Origin of the sequence: Rhodoligotrophos defluvii (genome assembly GCF_005281615.1) — a bacterium.
Taxonomy (GTDB): domain Bacteria; phylum Pseudomonadota; class Alphaproteobacteria; order Rhizobiales; family Im1; genus Rhodoligotrophos; species Rhodoligotrophos defluvii.
The window spans coordinates 945,076-960,990 of the sequence record NZ_SZZM01000002.1 but is presented as its reverse complement, the minus strand read 5'-3'; the positions used below and the strand labels follow the sequence as shown (position 1 = coordinate 960,990).

The window sequence follows — 15,915 nt, the reverse complement described above, 5'->3', positions numbered from 1 at the left end:
TCTCCTTCGAATGGACAACCAGGAATACGAACAATTGGTTCTATTTTCGTCAGCAACGCTTAACTATTGCCTAACCAACCGTAAACACACCCAAGCACTCCCGGCGCCCGCCCGCCACCGCGACGCGAGCGAACCTACAGAAGTTGGTGCAAATACCGGGCCAGCTTTGCCGGAGATCAGGCGCTGGAAGAGATCGGGAAGAACTGATAAAGCCAGGTTTCGGTCAAAGCATCGCCACCGGCCTTGCTCCTGAGATAGAGGCGGATGTCCACCGGCTCGCCGCCCTCCGCCTTGACATTGAAGAATGCGCGGAAGCGACCGGGATTATTGGCCAGAGGATAGGCGTCGAATAGGCCGAGCTCGCCACGTGACAGATTGACGACAGCGTCGATCTCGCCACGCTGATAGCGCTTAAGGTCGCCCCCTTCGAAGTCCACCACGAACTTGGTGACACCCGGGGGCCGCGGCTGACCGGGAATGCCGCCGATACCAGAAAATGTGTCCACCGCCCGGCCCAGGCCGGCGGAGAAGGGCTCGTCTGCCACCCAGTGCAGCCGGTATGAGAAGTCAAGCGGGGTTCCGGGCACCGCCGGCTGCCGCGGCACCCAATAGGCGACGATGTTGTCGTGGATCTCGTCTTCCGTCGGGATCTCCACCAGCTGAACCTCGCCTTCGCCCCAGCCCCCTTTCGGCTCCACCCACACCGAGGGCCGCTTGTCATAGAAGACGCCGTCGTCCTGGTAGTGATCGAAGTTGCGGTCGCGCTGCAGCAGGCCGAAGCCGCGCGGATCCTTGTCGAGGAAGCTGTTCGTCATGACCCGCCGTGGATTGTTCAGCGGCCGCCAAATACGCTCGCCCGTGCCGGTCCACATGGCCAGTCCATCGGAGTCGTGAATTTCCGGCCGCCACTCGACCGCCTGGCGGCGATCGTTCTCGCCATACCAGAACATGCTGGTCAGCGGCGCCACGCCGAGCCGCTTGATCGGCTTACGCGGGTGGAGCGAGGCATCGATATCCATGATCACGCCACCATCCTTCTGGCAATTCATGCGAAAGGCGCCGGCGATGCTGGGTCCATCCATCAGGGCATAGATGATGATGCGATCGGGCGTGCCGCCACTCTCGAGCCAAAAGCCGGTGAAGCGCGGAAATTCCTCGGGCGTCGGCAAGGCCGTGTCGATGGCCACCCCACGCGCCGACAGTCCGTACTGGTCGAGCGCGCCGGACGAGCGGAAGTAAGCGGCGCCGAGGAAGGCGAGCCAGTCCGTTTTCTGGGAGGGGGCCATCACCCGGAACCCGGCGAAGCCGATATCATCCGGCAGCTTGCGGGCGACATGGTCGTCCGGCATGTCGAAATAGGACTTGCGGTAGTGGATCTCGCGTGCTTGCCCGTTCTCGACAACGGCTATGGAGCACGGCTCCTGAAAATACCGCCCGAGATGGAACAACTGAACCGGCGGAGCATCGTCCCGGCTGCTGAACAGGCTTGCGTCACGCCGGAAAACGATCTTCTGGAACGCGTCATAGTCGATCCGTTCGAGGATCTCGCTGAATTGCGATCTGGGATCTTGCCAGGGCGAGGCGGCGAGCCTGCGCGCCTGGTCCTTCAGGTCGTCGAAGGAAAACGGCTTCGGCGTACCAAGAAACGGGCCATCTGCGGCGGCTTGTCCGGGACGGGGGGCCAAGGCTGTAAAGCCGAGGACACCAGCTAGGAAACCGGCAAGGACTTCACGGCGGTTTGCACTCATCTTGGCTCACACCTGGATATAAGGCGGCCGCTAATGATCAGCGGCCTATCGTGGGGATACGGATCAAGCCACCGCTGATGGAACAGTTGCTGGGCAAAAACAAGGCGGCGCGATCTCGACCGCACCGCCTTCAGCGCAATGGCCAGGAGCGAACTCGTCCTCTGGGCCGGGGGAGCATGTCTCCCGGCCCACGGGCGAAGCTGCTATTGCTGCTGTGTGCCCCCTGGCGTAGTCGTGCCCTCGGGCGTTGTGGTCGTGCCGCCTGGCGTTGTCGTGCCGCCTGGCGTTGTCGTGCCTTCTGGCGTTGTCGTGCCTTCGGGCGTGGTCGTGCCACCCGCGGGCGGCGTTGTGGCCGGCGGAGTTGTCTCGGGTTGGGTGGCTGGCGGCGTCGGCGACGTGTTCTCGGCCGGTGGCGTGGCAGGCTCGGTTGTGGTGGCGGGCGCCTGCGCCTCGGACTCCGGCTCCGTCAGTCCCGAAAACAGACCAGCTGCCCAAGCAATCAGCAGCAAGGCCACCACAGCTACGATCACCCAGATAGCAGTGGTTGTGCTGCTCCTACGAGGTTCCGTCGGCGTCATCTTCAGACTCCTCAGTCAGTTAGGCTCCGCGGAGTGATTACCGTGAAAGCGGTTATTTCTAGCACAGCTGCTCAGCAAAGCAGGAGAGTGAACCCATAATTCGCTAAGATTTTGTCAAAACAGTATCTGACCGGCCATGACGGCCAGCACCACGAACACAAGGCAGATGATTAGGAACACGAAGAACAGGATTTTGGCGACGGAACTCGCCGCCGAGGCGACGCCGGAGAAGCCGAGTGCGCCGGCGATCAGCGATATTACGAAGAAGATGAGAGCCCATTTCAGCATTTATCAGTCTCCACAACCCGCGCAACATGCCCGGCGCCGGATGCGCCGAGCCCCGCACGGTCAGGACGGACGGATAAAGCCGGCCGGTCGCGAAATGTTCCCGCCGAACCGAGGAAAAGCGGCGGGTCAGGACCCTGATGCGACGGGATGGCAGGCCGACGCCGCCTTAGGCAAGACACTCATCCGAGGCGCAGCTGCGACGGATCGGGGGCCTTCTTCATCTGGATGAGAGCATCGGGCCGGATATGCTGCCGCTCGATCTCCTGCCTGAGATAATGCTCCGTGATCTGGCCGCTTTCCACGCATTCCCGCAGGAGGCCGAAGAAGAACCGCTCCTGGTTGGGATCGGGATGTCGCTTGTAGCGGCCCGGCAGGGTGATGCCATTGCTGCCCAGCAGCTTTGCCAGCCAGTCCAGCTTGATGCGGTTGGTGAAATCGATGGGCAGTCCGGTTTTCCACGGCTGGGTCTTGCGTTTCGTATTGTGCAAAAGCCGGGTCTTGGCGGTGAGCCGGTCGAAGTCGTTCCACTCCGGCTCCAGCGCGCCGATCGTCTCGCGCGGCTCATAGGCGAGGATGATCCAATCCTCGTAATCCCGCTCGCTGCGGAACAGGGCAGCGAAATTCTCTTCCAGGTTCCAATGGCGCAGCTTCGCGCAATCCAGCAGCATGACGCTGCTGGCCATGTAATCGGGGCGCCCGTTGTGCCCTGGCCGGGGCCGGGCAAAGATCGCCTTGCCCTGCATGTCCCGCTGCAACAGCTCGTTGATGTCGCCGACTGCGAAAATATCGGGGTCCATGACCACGGCCCGGCCCTGATATCCCATCAGCTGCGGCGGCAGAAAGCGTAATGGCGTGAAGGACTGCAGATCGTCATTCACCCAGACCCGTTGGGTGCCTGCGCGAAGAAAGCTTTTGCCCTCATATGACTTGAACAGCGGATAATCCTCTTGCGTGATGATCCGCACGTCGAAGGCGTCAGGCGATTTCGAATTCCGCCGCAAGGAATGGGCCGCGACCAGCGCGCCAACCATCTGCTTGGCGTTGGTGTGGATGAAAACCGTGTTCTTCATTGCGACTTCCCGTTCCCGCCGCCCCGACTTCTGCATCTTCTGAGAGCAATAGAGCAAGAGCCACACGAGGATCAAGATCTGCGCGCGAGGCGTTGAGTGTCCAGCCACCGTTGCAATATCGTGACACCCCGCTGCATAGAACTGCCCAAATTCCACCTTAAAATCGAGATTTCAGAGCCCTAAAGAGGCGCAAAGGGCAGGCGAGCTTTGTAATATGGTTGACCAACAAAGACAGATATCCGTTTCCGTACTGATGACGGCGCGGGACGTGAGTGAGTTTATTGCCGAGTCTCTTCAGAGCATCCTCCGTCAGACTCATCAAGATTTCGAATTTCTTGTAGTTGATGATCAGTCTACTGATCAGACGGCTGACGTTATTCGTCGAATTGCCGCCGAGGATGATCGTGTCGTCCTGCTCTGCAGCTCGAAGCAGGGAAGGATCCCCGCCCTCAACACAGCGCTGGCCGCGGCGCGCGGCCAATACGTGGCCATAATGGATGCGGACGACTTGGCCGACCCGAGCCGGTTGGCGCTACAGAAGGCCTATCTGGACGAGCATCCAAATGTGGTCGCGGTAGGCTCTGCCCTGACCTATATCGGCCCCGACGAAACCGCGCCCATCAGCTTGTCTGGCCGCAAGGTCACGATCAAACCGGAGCAGCCGCGCACCATGCTAGGAGGCTGGAACGCCAGGCCGCTCGCCATCGTGCATTCCACCGCGATGATGCGGCGGGAGGCCGTAATCGCCGCCGGTGGCTACAGGCCGGCACTAATCCACCAAGAGGACACCGACCTCTTCCTCCGTCTCGAGGAGATGGGAGAGGTTCGTAACTTGCCGCAAATTCTCCATTATTATCGGCAGCACAGTGCAAATACGGGCCGTAGGCATCTTGTCGCACAATGTGCGGCGTGGCGGTTGGCGCTCGCGTTGGCTGAGCGGCGACGGAGCGGCCAGACAGACCCTGCGTTCTTCCACGGTCGGGCCGCAGTTTGGACGCATCTCGCACTCCGAGCACCTGGGGCAGCTCTTCGTCTGGCGTTGTGGGTGACGGTGGAGGTCATGCGGCGGATGCGAAAGCGCCGACGCTTGTTTCAGATGTTGAACCGCTGCAGCCGGGTGGAGGCTGAGCTGGCCCGTGAAGGCTTGGCATGAGCGAGGTCGTGTCGAAGTAGAAACCTCAACCCATCGCGTCACCCATCGCGTCCCGTTTACACCGGCATAATTCCTGCTGTCAGAGGGCGTTTCGGCGGTTGGACGAGAGGGCCAGTCTCTATCGAAATTAGACAGGTAGGCAATGAAAACAACTTATAGGGGAATTTGGGATTGGGTCTTCTTTGAATGGCCGCTCCCCTGGCCACGGCTGCGACGCTTGGCCTCCCATCTCGGCTTTCTCGCCATTGACGCAAAACTCAGAGCGGTACCCTGCCGTGATGCGGCTGAACTCTGGAAAGCTTTGCCCGAAATGTCGGGCCAGCTGCCGCCGGAAGAAGGTACCGATCCGGTATTGCTAGCTTTCGGCGATCCGCTGTTCGTTCGCCGCTTCGCGCCTGCACTCATCGCCTCGGTGGCGCGGAACAGTCCATCGACCCACGTGCACCTCCACGTCTTCGGCACGAACGGGCATGGCTTGCCTGAGATTCTTCCGGATCACGATCGTGTTTCCGTGACGTGGGAAAGTTGCGATCACGACGCGATGGGGACGCCGCAACGGATCCGGTTTTACCAATCCATGCGCTTTGTGCGCTTGGCGCAGCTGTTGGAGCGGAGCCGTCGGGCGTTCTTGGCCGTCGATATCGACAGCTTGGTGCAGCAGGACCTCAACCGGTACGATCATCTGTGGAATGGGGTGGACGTCGGGCTCATTCCTCGGTTCGAGCTTCTTGATCCCGGGAAGCGCATTCTCGCAGCTGCGGTTTTCGCTGCACCGACTCCCGCCGGCCGTCGGTTTTTCCAACGGGTTTCGGCCCGTCTGCTTCCTCACTTGCTCGGCGCTCCCTACACCGAGAAGCTCGACCAGAGGTGTCTCTATCTGACGCTCCATCATGACAGCACCGGCGTTCGGGTCGCTCCGCTGCCAATGAGCCTTGCCGCTATCTCGCCCGAGGATGCGATCATTTTGTCTTTCCGTGGCGAGCGGAAGGATAATCACCCCGGCTTGCCGGAAACCGAACGCTCCATCACCGCTGCCTGACTGTGGGGATGCGGCAACAGTGCCATGCAAACCGTTGAACCTGCCTGGCGGCAGCGCGTGCTTGCATTATGATTGAGTGCTCAGGGGCCACCCTGCATTTGCAGCTTCGGCAGGCTGTCATCTCGAAGGCGGGCGATGGAAGGAGTATTCAGACCTTCGGTGCTGGCCGCAATCGCCACCGCCATCGGGATCGGTTTTGCGCCGATACCCGCCTCGAGTTCCGGGCAGGAGCAGAGGCTGAAAACCATTCTGATCGGCACGGGCGGCGTCACCGGCGTCTACTACCCGGTGAGCGGTGCCATCTGCCGCCTGATCAACGAGAGACGTCACGATAATAGGTTGTTCTGCATAGCCGAGACCACGAGCGGCACGGTGGCCAATGTCGAGGGGCTTGATCGCGGGGAACTGCAGTTTGCCATCGTGCAGGGAGACATTGCCGCGCGCGCCTATGCAGGCAGAAGCGATCGGGGCCAACAGCCCGAAGGGCACTTGCGCACGGTGATCGGCCTCTATCCCGAGGTCGTGACCATCATTGCCCGTCGCAGTGCAGGGATTCGCGGTCTTGCAGATTTGCGGGGCAAGCGCGTCGGAATAGGCACAGCGGGCTCCGGCTCGCTCGCCACCTGGGAGATTCTCGAGGCGGCGCTCGGCTGGACGCGGGAGGATATCGAGGCCGTGGAACTCCAGTCGGCCGATCAGGCGCAGGCCCTCTGCGAGGACGAGATCGACGCCTATGTCTGGTTTGCCGGACACCCCTCCGCCAGCACCGAGGAGGCGCTGACCGGCTGCGATGCCCATTTGGTGGACGTGGCCGGGCCGGCGGTTGACGCCATCCTGAAGGCGCATCCGGAATATCGTAAGCTGACGATTCCCGCCAAGACCTATGTCGACCAGGAAAACAGGGTCGCGAGCTTCGGCATTATGGCCGCGCTTGCCACATCGGCCGAAATGGATGAGACGGTGGTGCGTGCCGTCGCCAAGGTGCTTCTGGACAATATCGAACGTTTCGCCGGGCTGCATCCGGCTCTTCATCATGTGACCACAACGAAACTGGCCCATGATATCGAGACGCCGCCGCTTCACCCTGGCGCGGCGGCCGCGTTCGCTGCGGCAGGCCTTTCCCCGTAAGCACGCGCGGCGCTTCGCGGGGAGGGGGATTCCCATCCGGCGGCAACACCGCTACCCTGGCCGGCTCCGAACGAACCGGGATGTTGGACCGATGGCTGATGATCAGCATGAGCTTGGCACAGCAGATGAACGCGCCCTGCTGCGGGCGATGCTCGATGCCGCGGTGAAGGCTGCCGATCCGCGCGCCGTGATCTCCACCCATCTTCCCAAGGCACCGGCGGGTCGCACGGTGGTGGTCGGCGCCGGCAAGGCGGCCGCAGCGATGGCCCAGGCGCTCGAGGATCACTGGCGCGGGCCTCTCGAAGGGCTGGTGATCACGCGATATGGCCATGGACTGCCCACCCGTTCGATCGAGGTGGTCGAGGCCGCACATCCGGTGCCAGATGCTGCAGGGCACCGGGCCGCGCAGCGGATCCTGAGCCTGGCCGCCGGCCTTGGCGAGGACGACCTCCTGATCTGTCTGATTTCCGGCGGCGGCTCGGCGCTGATGGCGTTACCCGCCGATGGCATCACCCTGGAGGACAAGCAGGCGGTCAACCGTGCGCTGCTCGCCTCCGGCGCGACCATCACCGAAATGAACTGCGTACGCAAGCACCTCTCCGCCATCAAGGGCGGCAGGCTCGCCCAGGCGGCCTGGCCGGCGCCGTGCGTTTCGCTGCTGATATCCGATGTTCCGGCTGATGACCCGTCCATGGTGGCATCCGGCCCGGGGCTCGCCGATGTCACAACCCGGGCCGAGGCGCTGGCGGTGCTCGCGAAATACCGCATCGAGGCACCGGAGTCCGTCCTGCGTTGGCTGCGGAATCCGGCCTCGGAAACGCCGAAGCCCGGTGATCCCCAGCTCGAGCGCAGCAAGGCCCGGATCATCGCCGCGCCCAGCATGTCGCTGGCGGCCGCGCGCACGGTGGCGGAGGCTGCGGGTTATACCGTGGTCGATCTGGGCGACCGCGTGGAGGGCGAAGCTCGGGACGTTGCCTTTGCCCATGCGGATTTCGTCCGCGAGCTGGCGGCCGGCCGGGTCCCCGTTCGCCCGCCCGCCGTGATCCTGTCCGGGGGCGAGACCACCGTCGCGCTCGGAGGCGCAGGCGGTGGCGGCCGGGGCGGGCGCAACGCCGAATATGCGCTTGCCTTGGCCATCGGCCTGGATGGCCTGCCCGGCACTGCGGCAATCGCTTGCGACACCGACGGCATCGACGGCAGCGAAGACAACGCGGGGGCGATCGCCACCCCCGATACCTTGAGCCGCGCTCGCCTGCTCGGCCTCGACCCCCGAGCCGCGCTCGATGCGCACGATTCCTACAGCTTCTTCGCGGCGCTAGGCGACCTCGTCGTCACCGGCCCCACCCACACCAACGTCAACGACTTCCGGGCGGTGCTGATTAAGGGCTAAAGCATGATCCCGAAAAGTAGAGACTGGTTTTCGGCAAAGATCATGCTCAAACAAACCGACCTCACCCTTCGTCCGCCAACACCCGCTGGCGCTGCTCGCCCAGGCCGTCAATGCCGAGGGTCATCACGTCTCCCGCCCTGAGGTACCGCGGCGGCTTCTTGCCCATGCCCACGCCGGGAGGCGTGCCTGTGGCGATGATGTCGCCCGGCATCAGGGTCAAGAACTTGGACGTATAGGCCACGATCTCCTCCACCCCGAAGATCATGGTGGCGGTGTTGCCGGTCTGCATCCGCTCGCCATTGACGTCGAGCCAAAGATTGAGGTTCTGCGGGTCGGGCACCTCATCGGCGGTCACCAGCCAGGGCCCGATCGGCCCGAAGGTGTCGCAGGACTTGCCCTTCATCCATTGGCCCTGCCGCTCCAGCTGGTATTCCCGCTCGGAGATGTCGTTGACCACGCAGTAGCCGGCTACGTAGTTCAGAGCCTGGCCCTCCTTCACATATTTCGCCTGCTTGCCGATGATGACGCCAAGCTCGACCTCCCAGTCGCTCTTTACTGAGCCGCGCGGCAGGATGACGTCGTCATAGGGACCGTTGACGCAGTTCAAGTGCTTCGTGAACAGGATCGGCTCCGAGGGCGGCGTGGCCCCGGTTTCCGCCGCATGGTCCGCATAGTTCAGGCCGATGGCCAGGAACTTCTGCGAGCCGGCGATGCACGGGCCGATGCGCTCCTCGGTCTTTACGATCGGCAGCCCCTCCGGATCCTGCTCGAGGATGCGGTCGAGGTTCTTCGGGTGGAACGTGCCCGGATTGATATCGTCGACGAAATCCACCAGCTGGCGGAGCCGCCCTTCCGCATCGATCACGCCCGCGCGCTCCTTACCCTTCTCCCCATAACGAACCAGCTTCATCAATTCCTCCGGTTTAAGATTATCTGTGCTCGTCAGCGCCCGCCGACGATGATGACATGCAGCCGGCGCGGCCCATGGGCGCCGAGCTGAAGCGTCTGCTCGATATCCGCGGTGCGCGATGGGCCGGTGATGAAGTTGACCGTGCGCGGCATGACGCCCCTGCCATTCAGATAGCGCAGCCGCTGCCAGATATCCTCGTATGTTCCGACGATGCGGTCGGCCTCGACCACGACGATATGGTTCTCGGGCAGGAAATTCAGGGTCACCGGGTTGGCGGGGCCTGAGAGCATGGCGAGGGTGCCCGTCTCGGCGACCGCCCCGAAGGCGCGGGCCAAGGTCGTTTCGTCGGCCGGTTCCGCCGGGCCTTCCAGCCGGGTGAGCGAGGGCATGCGATACCAGGGCAGGGCGCGCAGGTAACCGTCCTTGCCCATGCGGAACCGCGGCTCGAGATTGTGCGAGCGCAGGAAGGCGGCAACCGCATCCGGCACCTCCTCCAGCCGCGCCACGTCGGTGAACGAGCCGTCCGCGCTCAAGAGCATCTCCCGGAACAGCTGCACGCGCTTCTGGTCCGGCAGCTGCCCCCGCTGCGGAACGAGATTGCGCGGCGCGTGCGCAAGGCGATCGTTGACGGCGGCGATGCGCTCCGCTTCCTCGCCGGAGACGGCCAGGGACCGGCGGACCGCGCCGAGAACCGCCGAGCGATTGCGGATCGCGTCAGCCATGACGGCGGCGCTCCTTCCACAGCTCATGGAAAGTCTTCCCCTCGGGCGCCGGAAAATCGCGATAGCGTGTCCAGCCGGAGGCCAATGGCAGGCGTCGGAAGCCCCCGCGACGCCCGGCCAACAGCCGCAACGCTCGCGCGGCCACCGAGGCCAACCGGCGGTAGATGTTCGGCCGCGTGGCGGCCCACGCCCACAGGTTCAAGCCCTTGCGGTAGGAGAGGGGCGTGAGGTGGCGCTCATATTCCCGCTCCCGCCAGTGCCGCATCATCTTCGGCAGCGGAATGCGCATGGGGCAGACCTCTTCGCACCGCCCGCAGAAGGTGGAGGCATTGGGTAGGGGGCCCGCCTCTTCCACCCCCACCAGCGATGGCGTGAGCACCGCGCCCATGGGTCCGGAATAGACCCAGCCATAGGCATGACCGCCGACCGCCTGATAGACCGGGCAATGGTTGAGGCAGGCGCCGCAGCGGATGCACCGCAGCATATCCTCGAACACGGTGCCGAGCAGGGCCGAGCGGCCGTTGTCCAGCAGCACCACGTGGTATTCCTCCGGTCCGTCCGGATCCTCCGCTCGGCGCGGACCCGTGGAGAAGGTGGTGTAGGAGGAAAACTCCTGGCCCGTCGCCGAACGGGCGAGCAGGCGCAGGATGGTGGAGACGTCCTCCAGTGTGGGGACGATCTTCTCGATGGAGGTGACGACGATATGCACCTTCGGCAGCGACTGGGTGAGATCGCCATTGCCCTCGTTGGTGACGATGACCGACGATCCCGTTTCCGCGACCAGGAAGTTGGCGCCGGTAATGCCGATATCAGCCTCGAAATATTTCTGCCGCAGCATCGCCCGCGCTTCGGCCACCAGCTCCGGCGCCTCGCTGATCATCCGGTCCGGCGGCAATGTCGTGTGGACGCGGCGGAAATCGGCCTCCACCTGGTCGCGGGTCAGATGCACCGCCGGCGCGATGATGTGGCTCGGCGTCTCCCCGCGCAGCTGGATGATGTATTCGCCGAGATCGGTCTCCACCGGCGTGATCCCCGCCGCCTGCAACGCGTCGTTGAGCCCGATTTCCTCGCTGACCATGGACTTGCCCTTGGTCACCAGCCGGGCACCACGATCTTTGCACAGGTCGATGATGATGCGCCGGGCGTCTTCCGCTGTGGGCGCCCAGTGCACATGTCCGCCGCTCTCGTGCACCTTGCGCTCGTAGGCCTCGAGATAGAGATCGAGATGGGCCAGGGCATGCTTCTTGATGGCGACCCCTTCCTCGCGCAGGGCGTCGAACTCCGGCAGCCGGTCGCGGGCGCGGGCGCGCTTCTGCACGAAGCCCGTCGGCACGTTCAACAGCGCGCGCTGCAGCTTTTCGTCATGCAGTGCCCTGGCGGCATTGTCCTTGAATGCGTGGGAGGTAGGCTGCATGGCTATGTGGCCGGCTCCTTCGCGCTGCTGGGCTTTTCGCCGATGGCCGGGGCGGACAGTTCCTGCGCCAGCACCTCGGCCACATGCCGCACAGCGATCGGGGCGCCACGCCGCTTGAGCTTGCCGGCCATATTCATCAGGCAGCCGAGATCGCCGGCCAGCAGCAGGTCGGCTCGCGTGGCTTCGATATTCGCCGCCTTCTTCTCCACCATGTCATTGGAGATGTCGGGATACTTCACGCAGAAGGTGCCGCCGAACCCGCAGCACACCTCCGAATCGCGCATCTCGACCAGCTCGAGCCCGCGCACCGTCTGCAACAGCTGCCGCGGTTCCCGATGGATTCCGAGCTCGCGCAGGCCCGAGCACGAGTCGTGATAGGTCACCCGGCCCTCGAAGGCTGAAGGCACCGCTTCAACGCCCATGACATGGGTGAGGAAGGACACGAGCTCCCAGCTCTTCTCGGCCAGTGCCTCCGCGGCCTGCCGTTCGGCTGTGCCGGCCGCGAACAGCGAAGGATAATGCTTGTGCAGCATTCCGGCGCAGGAGCCGGACGGCACGACCACGTAGTCATAGGGGGCGAACAGCTCGATCACCTGCCGGGCGATGGCACGCGTATCGGCGCGGTCGCCGGAGTTGTAGGCCGGCTGCCCGCAGCAGGTCTGAGCCGCTGGCGCATCCACCTCGCATCCCGACCATTCCAGCAGCTTGACGGCGGCAAAGCCGACCGATGGCCTGAATAGATCGATGAGGCAGGTCACGAACAGACCGACATGTGGCGGACGAGCGACCATCAAAACTCCTGAATTCTCAACCGGGCGCGCAGACTATACCGTTGGGGCCGAGAACGCACCAATGTATAAGGGTGCGATGAGGGAGCAAGGCGCGTGACCATCGGAAGGGTACAGACGATCTGGCGCTATCCCGTCAGTTCGCTCGGCGGGGAAAGCCTGGATGAAGCAGAGCTCGACGCAACCGGCGTCGTGGGCGACCGCCTGTGGGGCATCGTCGATGCCGAAACCGGCGCGATCGCCAAGCCCGAAGCAGAGAAGCGCTGGCGGGTGACCCCGGAAGTGCTCGCGCGCCTCTCCGCCTCCGAGATCGAGGTGCAGATCCCCGGGGGCGACTGGATGCGCGCCCGCTCCGATGCCGCCGAACACGCCCTGGCCGACCATTTCGGCTTCCCCGTCAAGCTCAAGCGGCATGGACCGGCTTTCGCCTCGCCCGACACGGTCGAGCCGCGCTATAGGCGTTCGCCCATCCATCTCATCACCAGCGCGTCTCTCGAAGCGCTCAAGTCCATTCTCCCCGACAGCGTGATCGACCCGCGGCGCTTCCGGCCCAACCTGGTGATCACCCTGCCCGACGATGCGCCCGGCTTTGCGGAAGGCAAGTGGATGCGAAGGGAAATCCGGATCGGTCCCGTCAGGCTCTATGTGAACGAGCCTTGCGACCGCTGCGCCTTCACCATGCTCGGCCAGCGCGACATTCCCTTCGACAAGGCGGTCCTGCCCGCCATATCCGCCATGAACGGCAAGAGCTTCGGCATCTATTGCGCGGTGCTCGAAGGCGGCCGCATCGCGGCAGGCGACCCGGTGGAGGTGATTTAAATCAAGGTGCCGCACGTTCGTGATATGGGCCCGGCGGGCCTGCTGACAACCGGGAAGGCGCTGCGATGAGCGGCCTTGCCATGCCGGCACCGGACCGCAATGTCCTGGCCCGCCGCGCCGAGATCGTCCGCCGCCTGCGCGCCATCGTACCCGGCGAGGGGGTGATCGACAGCGCGGACGAGCTGCGCGTATTCGAAAGCGATGGACTGACCGCCTACCGCCAACTGCCGCTCGTGGCCGTGCTGCCGAGCACGACGGCCCAGGTCTCCGCCATCCTGAAGTACTGCCACGAGGAGGGTATTCGCGTGGTGCCCCGCGGCGCCGGCACCTCGCTCTCCGGCGGGGCCCTGCCCTTGGCCGATGCGGTGCTGTTGGTCATGGCCAAGTTCAACCGGATCCTGGAAGTGGATGTCGCCAACCGCTGCATCATCACCCAGCCGGGTGTTACCAACCTGGCCCTTAGCGAGGCGGTCAAGCCGCTGGGCTTCTACTATGCGCCGGATCCCTCAAGCCAGATCGCCTGCACCATCGGCGGCAATGTGGCGGAGAATTCCGGCGGCGTGCACTGCCTGAAATACGGTCTCACCACCAATAACGTGCTCGGCGTCGAACTCGTGCTGATCGGGGGCGAGGTGGTGCGGGTCGGCGGCAAGCATCTCGATGCGGGTGGGCTCGACCTGCTCGGCGTGATCGTCGGCTCCGAGGGCCTGCTGGGTGTTGTGACGGAAGTGACGGTGCGGGTCTTGCCGTTGCCGGAAACGGCGCGGGCGGTGCTGGTCGGTTTTCCCACCAGCGAGCAGGCGGGCCAGTGCGTGGCCGATATCATCGGCCGCGGCATCATTCCCGCCGGCATCGAGATGATGGACAAGCCCGCCATCCACGCGGCCGAAGCCTTCATCGGCGCTGGCTACCCTCTGGATGTGGAGGCCCTGCTGATCATCGAGCTTGATGGGCCGGAGGCTGAGGTCTCGCACCTGATCGAGGTTGTGAGCGAGATCGCCGAGGCAAACGGCGCCACCACCATGCGCGCCAGCACGACGGAAGCCGAGCGGTTGGCCTTCTGGGCCGGTCGCAAGGCGGCGTTTCCGGCGGTGGGGCGGATTTCGCCGGACTATTACTGCATGGACGGCACTATTCCCCGCCATCGGCTGCCGCAGGTGCTGCAGCGCATGAGCGAATTGTCCAGTCACTACGGCCTGCGGGTGGCCAACGTGTTCCATGCAGGCGACGGCAACCTGCACCCGCTCATCCTCTATGATGCAAACGTGCCGGACGAGCTGGAGCGGGCGGAGGCCTTCGGTGCGGATATTCTGCGCCTATGTGTTGAAGTGGGCGGCGTACTCACCGGCGAGCATGGGGTCGGCGTCGAGAAGCGAGACCTCATGCCCGAGATGTTCGACGACCACGATCTTGACCACCAGCAGCGCCTCAAATGCGCCTTCGATCCGCAAGGCCTGCTCAATCCCGGCAAGGTGTTTCCGGTGCTGCATGCCTGCGCCGAGCTCGGCCGCATGCATGTGCGGCAGGGGCAGCTGCCCTTTCCCGACATCCCGCGGTTCTAGAGCATGATCCCGAAAAGTAGGCACCGGTTTTCGGACAAAATCATGCTCGAGAGAAAAGCATAAAAGACATGCCCTCGACCTTGAAACCGGCAAGCCTGGCCGAGCTGAAGGACGCGGTCGCCTGGGCCGTCTCCGCCAAGGCTCCGCTGGAAATCATCGGCTCAGGGACCAAGCGTCGGATCGGCCGCCCGGTCGAGGCGGCCTGGCTGCTCGACGTGAGCGCTATGGCGGGAATCACCCTCTACGAGCCGGAGGAACTGATCATCCGGGCGCATGCCGGCACGCCGCTCGACGAGCTCAAGGCCGTGCTCCAAGCCCATGGCCAGCAGCTGGCCTTCGATCCGCCGGACCTCTCGTTGCTCTTGGGCAGCCAAGGAGATCCCGGCCACAATGCCAGCGGCACGCTCGGCGGCATGGTGGCGAGCAATCTTGCCGGCCCGGCCAGGATCAAGATGGGCGGAGTGCGCGACCACGTGCTAGGGTTCAAGGCGGTTTCGGGTCGCGGCGAGGCCTTCAAGGGTGGAGGCCGGGTGGTGAAGAACGTGACCGGCTATGATCTCCCTAAGCTGATGGCGGGCTCGTGGGGAACTCTGGCCGTCCTCGCCGAAGTGACCCTGAAGGTGCTGCCGCGCCCGGAAGCAGAGGCAACCCTGGCCATTCCGGGCCTTGCCGATGACGAGGGCGTAGCCTGTCTGGCGCGCGGCCTTGGCAGCCCCTGCGAGGTGGCGGGTGCGGCCCATGTCCCGGCCGATCTGGCGCAGGCTTTTCCGCTGGCCATGCGCGGCGGCCTCAGCGAACCGCTCACCGTCTTGCGGCTTGAGGGCTTCCGCCCCTCTGTCGACTACCGCCTGCGCAAGCTGCGCGACCGGGTGGCCCGCGGCAGGCCGTCGCTCGTCTTGGGGGCTGACGACTCGGCCGACCTCTGGCGTGAGATCCGTGACTGCAGCCTGCTGGCGGGGGCGCCGGAACGGGCGGTGTGGCGGATCTCGGTGGCCCCCAGCAACGGGCCAGCCGTCCTGGCCCGGCTGCGGCAGTCGGCCGGTGCGCGCGGCTTTTACGATTGGGGCGGCGGGCTTATCTGGTGCGATGTCCCCGCGGCTCCCGACGCGCAAGCGCGCGCCGTGCGCGCCGCGGTGGCAGGCAAGGGTCATGCGACGCTGATTCGGGCGCCGCGCGAGATCCGGGCCGCGCTCGACGTGTTCGACCCGCTCTCGCCGGGTGTTGCAGCGCTCACCGCGCGCATCAAGGCGAGCTTCGATCCATACGGCATTCTCAATCCCGGCCGAATGTATAGAATCGAGTAAAG

14 protein-coding genes are annotated in these 15,915 nt (G+C 64.4%); 7 read left to right on the top strand and 7 right to left on the bottom strand.

The annotated features are described in order from the left end of the window. Window positions 1-176: 176 nt before the first annotated feature. From E4P09_RS13620 to E4P09_RS13605, 3 genes are all read right to left on the bottom strand, one after another. Entirely contained in the window at window positions 177-1,748 is a 1,572-nt protein-coding gene (locus tag E4P09_RS13620) for an OpgD/OpgG family glucan biosynthesis protein (RefSeq protein ID WP_137390114.1), read from the bottom strand. Between the two features lie 692 nt (window positions 1,749-2,440). After that, the gene (locus tag E4P09_RS13610) at window positions 2,441-2,614 is read right to left on the bottom strand and encodes a DUF1328 domain-containing protein (protein ID WP_137390112.1); all 174 of its coding nucleotides are present in this window, start codon (window positions 2,612-2,614) and stop codon (window positions 2,441-2,443) included. Window positions 2,615-2,793: 179 nt separating this feature from the next. Then, window positions 2,794-3,684 carry a glycosyltransferase family protein gene (locus tag E4P09_RS13605; protein ID WP_137390111.1) on the bottom strand — a complete coding sequence of 297 codons (891 nt, stop codon included), beginning with the start codon at window positions 3,682-3,684 and terminating at the stop codon, window positions 2,794-2,796. Between the two features lie 214 nt (window positions 3,685-3,898). Here E4P09_RS13605 and E4P09_RS13600 point away from each other — a divergent pair, with 214 nt between their 5' ends. The 4 genes from E4P09_RS13600 to E4P09_RS13585 all read left to right on the top strand — a co-directional run bounded on the left by E4P09_RS13600 (window position 3,899) and on the right by E4P09_RS13585 (window position 8,394). Then, window positions 3,899-4,837 carry a glycosyltransferase family 2 protein gene (locus E4P09_RS13600; protein WP_137390110.1) on the top strand — a complete coding sequence of 313 codons (939 nt, stop codon included), beginning with the start codon at window positions 3,899-3,901 and terminating at the stop codon, window positions 4,835-4,837. Window positions 4,838-5,054: 217 nt separating this feature from the next. Continuing rightward, entirely contained in the window at window positions 5,055-5,876 is an 822-nt protein-coding gene (locus tag E4P09_RS13595; protein ID WP_137390109.1) for a hypothetical protein, read from the top strand. 135 nt (window positions 5,877-6,011) lie between these two features. Beyond that, window positions 6,012-7,004: a TAXI family TRAP transporter solute-binding subunit gene (locus E4P09_RS13590; protein WP_137390108.1), complete on the top strand. Its 993-nt coding sequence runs from the start codon at window positions 6,012-6,014 to the stop codon at window positions 7,002-7,004. Window positions 7,005-7,095: 91 nt separating this feature from the next. Beyond that, the gene (locus E4P09_RS13585) at window positions 7,096-8,394 is read left to right on the top strand and encodes a glycerate kinase type-2 family protein (RefSeq protein ID WP_137390107.1); all 1,299 of its coding nucleotides are present in this window, start codon (window positions 7,096-7,098) and stop codon (window positions 8,392-8,394) included. A gap of 61 nt (window positions 8,395-8,455) precedes the next feature. Here E4P09_RS13585 and E4P09_RS13580 read toward each other — a convergent pair whose 3' ends face one another. Genes E4P09_RS13580 through E4P09_RS13565 form a run of 4 tightly spaced genes read right to left on the bottom strand, consistent with a single transcriptional unit; the run spans window position 8,456 to window position 12,231 of the window. After that, on the bottom strand, window positions 8,456-9,304 hold the full coding sequence (locus tag E4P09_RS13580) for a fumarylacetoacetate hydrolase family protein (protein ID WP_137390106.1): 849 nt from the start codon (window positions 9,302-9,304) through the stop codon (window positions 8,456-8,458). A gap of 32 nt (window positions 9,305-9,336) precedes the next feature. Beyond that, the gene (locus tag E4P09_RS13575; protein WP_137390105.1) at window positions 9,337-10,026 is read right to left on the bottom strand and encodes a LutC/YkgG family protein; all 690 of its coding nucleotides are present in this window, start codon (window positions 10,024-10,026) and stop codon (window positions 9,337-9,339) included. Next, window positions 10,019-11,440, bottom strand: coding sequence for a LutB/LldF family L-lactate oxidation iron-sulfur protein (locus E4P09_RS13570; RefSeq protein ID WP_137390104.1), 1,422 nt, complete (start codon window positions 11,438-11,440; stop codon window positions 10,019-10,021). The genes E4P09_RS13575 and E4P09_RS13570 overlap by 8 nt, the downstream gene beginning before the upstream one ends. A gap of 2 nt (window positions 11,441-11,442) precedes the next feature. Then, window positions 11,443-12,231, bottom strand: a complete 789-nt coding sequence (locus tag E4P09_RS13565) for a (Fe-S)-binding protein (protein ID WP_137390103.1) — start codon at window positions 12,229-12,231, stop codon at window positions 11,443-11,445. Window positions 12,232-12,324: 93 nt separating this feature from the next. Between E4P09_RS13565 and E4P09_RS13560 the strand changes: the two genes are divergently transcribed. From E4P09_RS13560 to glcE, 3 genes are all read left to right on the top strand, one after another. After that, on the top strand, window positions 12,325-13,047 hold the full coding sequence (locus E4P09_RS13560; protein ID WP_137390102.1) for an MOSC domain-containing protein: 723 nt from the start codon (window positions 12,325-12,327) through the stop codon (window positions 13,045-13,047). 65 nt (window positions 13,048-13,112) lie between these two features. Further along, window positions 13,113-14,609, top strand: a complete 1,497-nt coding sequence (locus E4P09_RS13555; protein ID WP_137390101.1) for an FAD-linked oxidase C-terminal domain-containing protein — start codon at window positions 13,113-13,115, stop codon at window positions 14,607-14,609. A gap of 68 nt (window positions 14,610-14,677) precedes the next feature. Next, on the top strand, window positions 14,678-15,913 hold the full coding sequence (glcE, locus tag E4P09_RS13550) for a glycolate oxidase subunit GlcE (RefSeq protein ID WP_137390100.1): 1,236 nt from the start codon (window positions 14,678-14,680) through the stop codon (window positions 15,911-15,913). Window positions 15,914-15,915: the final 2 nt, after the last annotated feature.

Excerpts from the sequence above, each read along its gene's own strand:
- E4P09_RS13575 (WP_137390105.1), bottom strand. The coding sequence starts at position 10,026 with ATGGCTGACGCGATCCGCAATCGCTCGGCGGTTCTCGGCGCGGTCCGC.
- E4P09_RS13610 (WP_137390112.1), bottom strand. The coding sequence starts at position 2,614 with ATGCTGAAATGGGCTCTCATCTTCTTCGTAATATCGCTGATCGCCGGC.
- E4P09_RS13585 (WP_137390107.1), top strand. The coding sequence starts at position 7,096 with ATGGCTGATGATCAGCATGAGCTTGGCACAGCAGATGAACGCGCCCTG.
- E4P09_RS13620 (WP_137390114.1), bottom strand. The coding sequence starts at position 1,748 with ATGAGTGCAAACCGCCGTGAAGTCCTTGCCGGTTTCCTAGCTGGTGTC.
- glcE (WP_137390100.1), top strand. The coding sequence starts at position 14,678 with ATGCCCTCGACCTTGAAACCGGCAAGCCTGGCCGAGCTGAAGGACGCG.
- E4P09_RS13600 (WP_137390110.1), top strand. The coding sequence starts at position 3,899 with ATGGTTGACCAACAAAGACAGATATCCGTTTCCGTACTGATGACGGCG.
- E4P09_RS13555 (WP_137390101.1), top strand. The coding sequence starts at position 13,113 with ATGAGCGGCCTTGCCATGCCGGCACCGGACCGCAATGTCCTGGCCCGC.
- E4P09_RS13565 (WP_137390103.1), bottom strand. The coding sequence starts at position 12,231 with ATGGTCGCTCGTCCGCCACATGTCGGTCTGTTCGTGACCTGCCTCATC.
- E4P09_RS13580 (WP_137390106.1), bottom strand. The coding sequence starts at position 9,304 with ATGAAGCTGGTTCGTTATGGGGAGAAGGGTAAGGAGCGCGCGGGCGTG.
- E4P09_RS13570 (WP_137390104.1), bottom strand. The coding sequence starts at position 11,440 with ATGCAGCCTACCTCCCACGCATTCAAGGACAATGCCGCCAGGGCACTG.
- E4P09_RS13605 (WP_137390111.1), bottom strand. The coding sequence starts at position 3,684 with ATGAAGAACACGGTTTTCATCCACACCAACGCCAAGCAGATGGTTGGC.
- E4P09_RS13590 (WP_137390108.1), top strand. The coding sequence starts at position 6,012 with ATGGAAGGAGTATTCAGACCTTCGGTGCTGGCCGCAATCGCCACCGCC.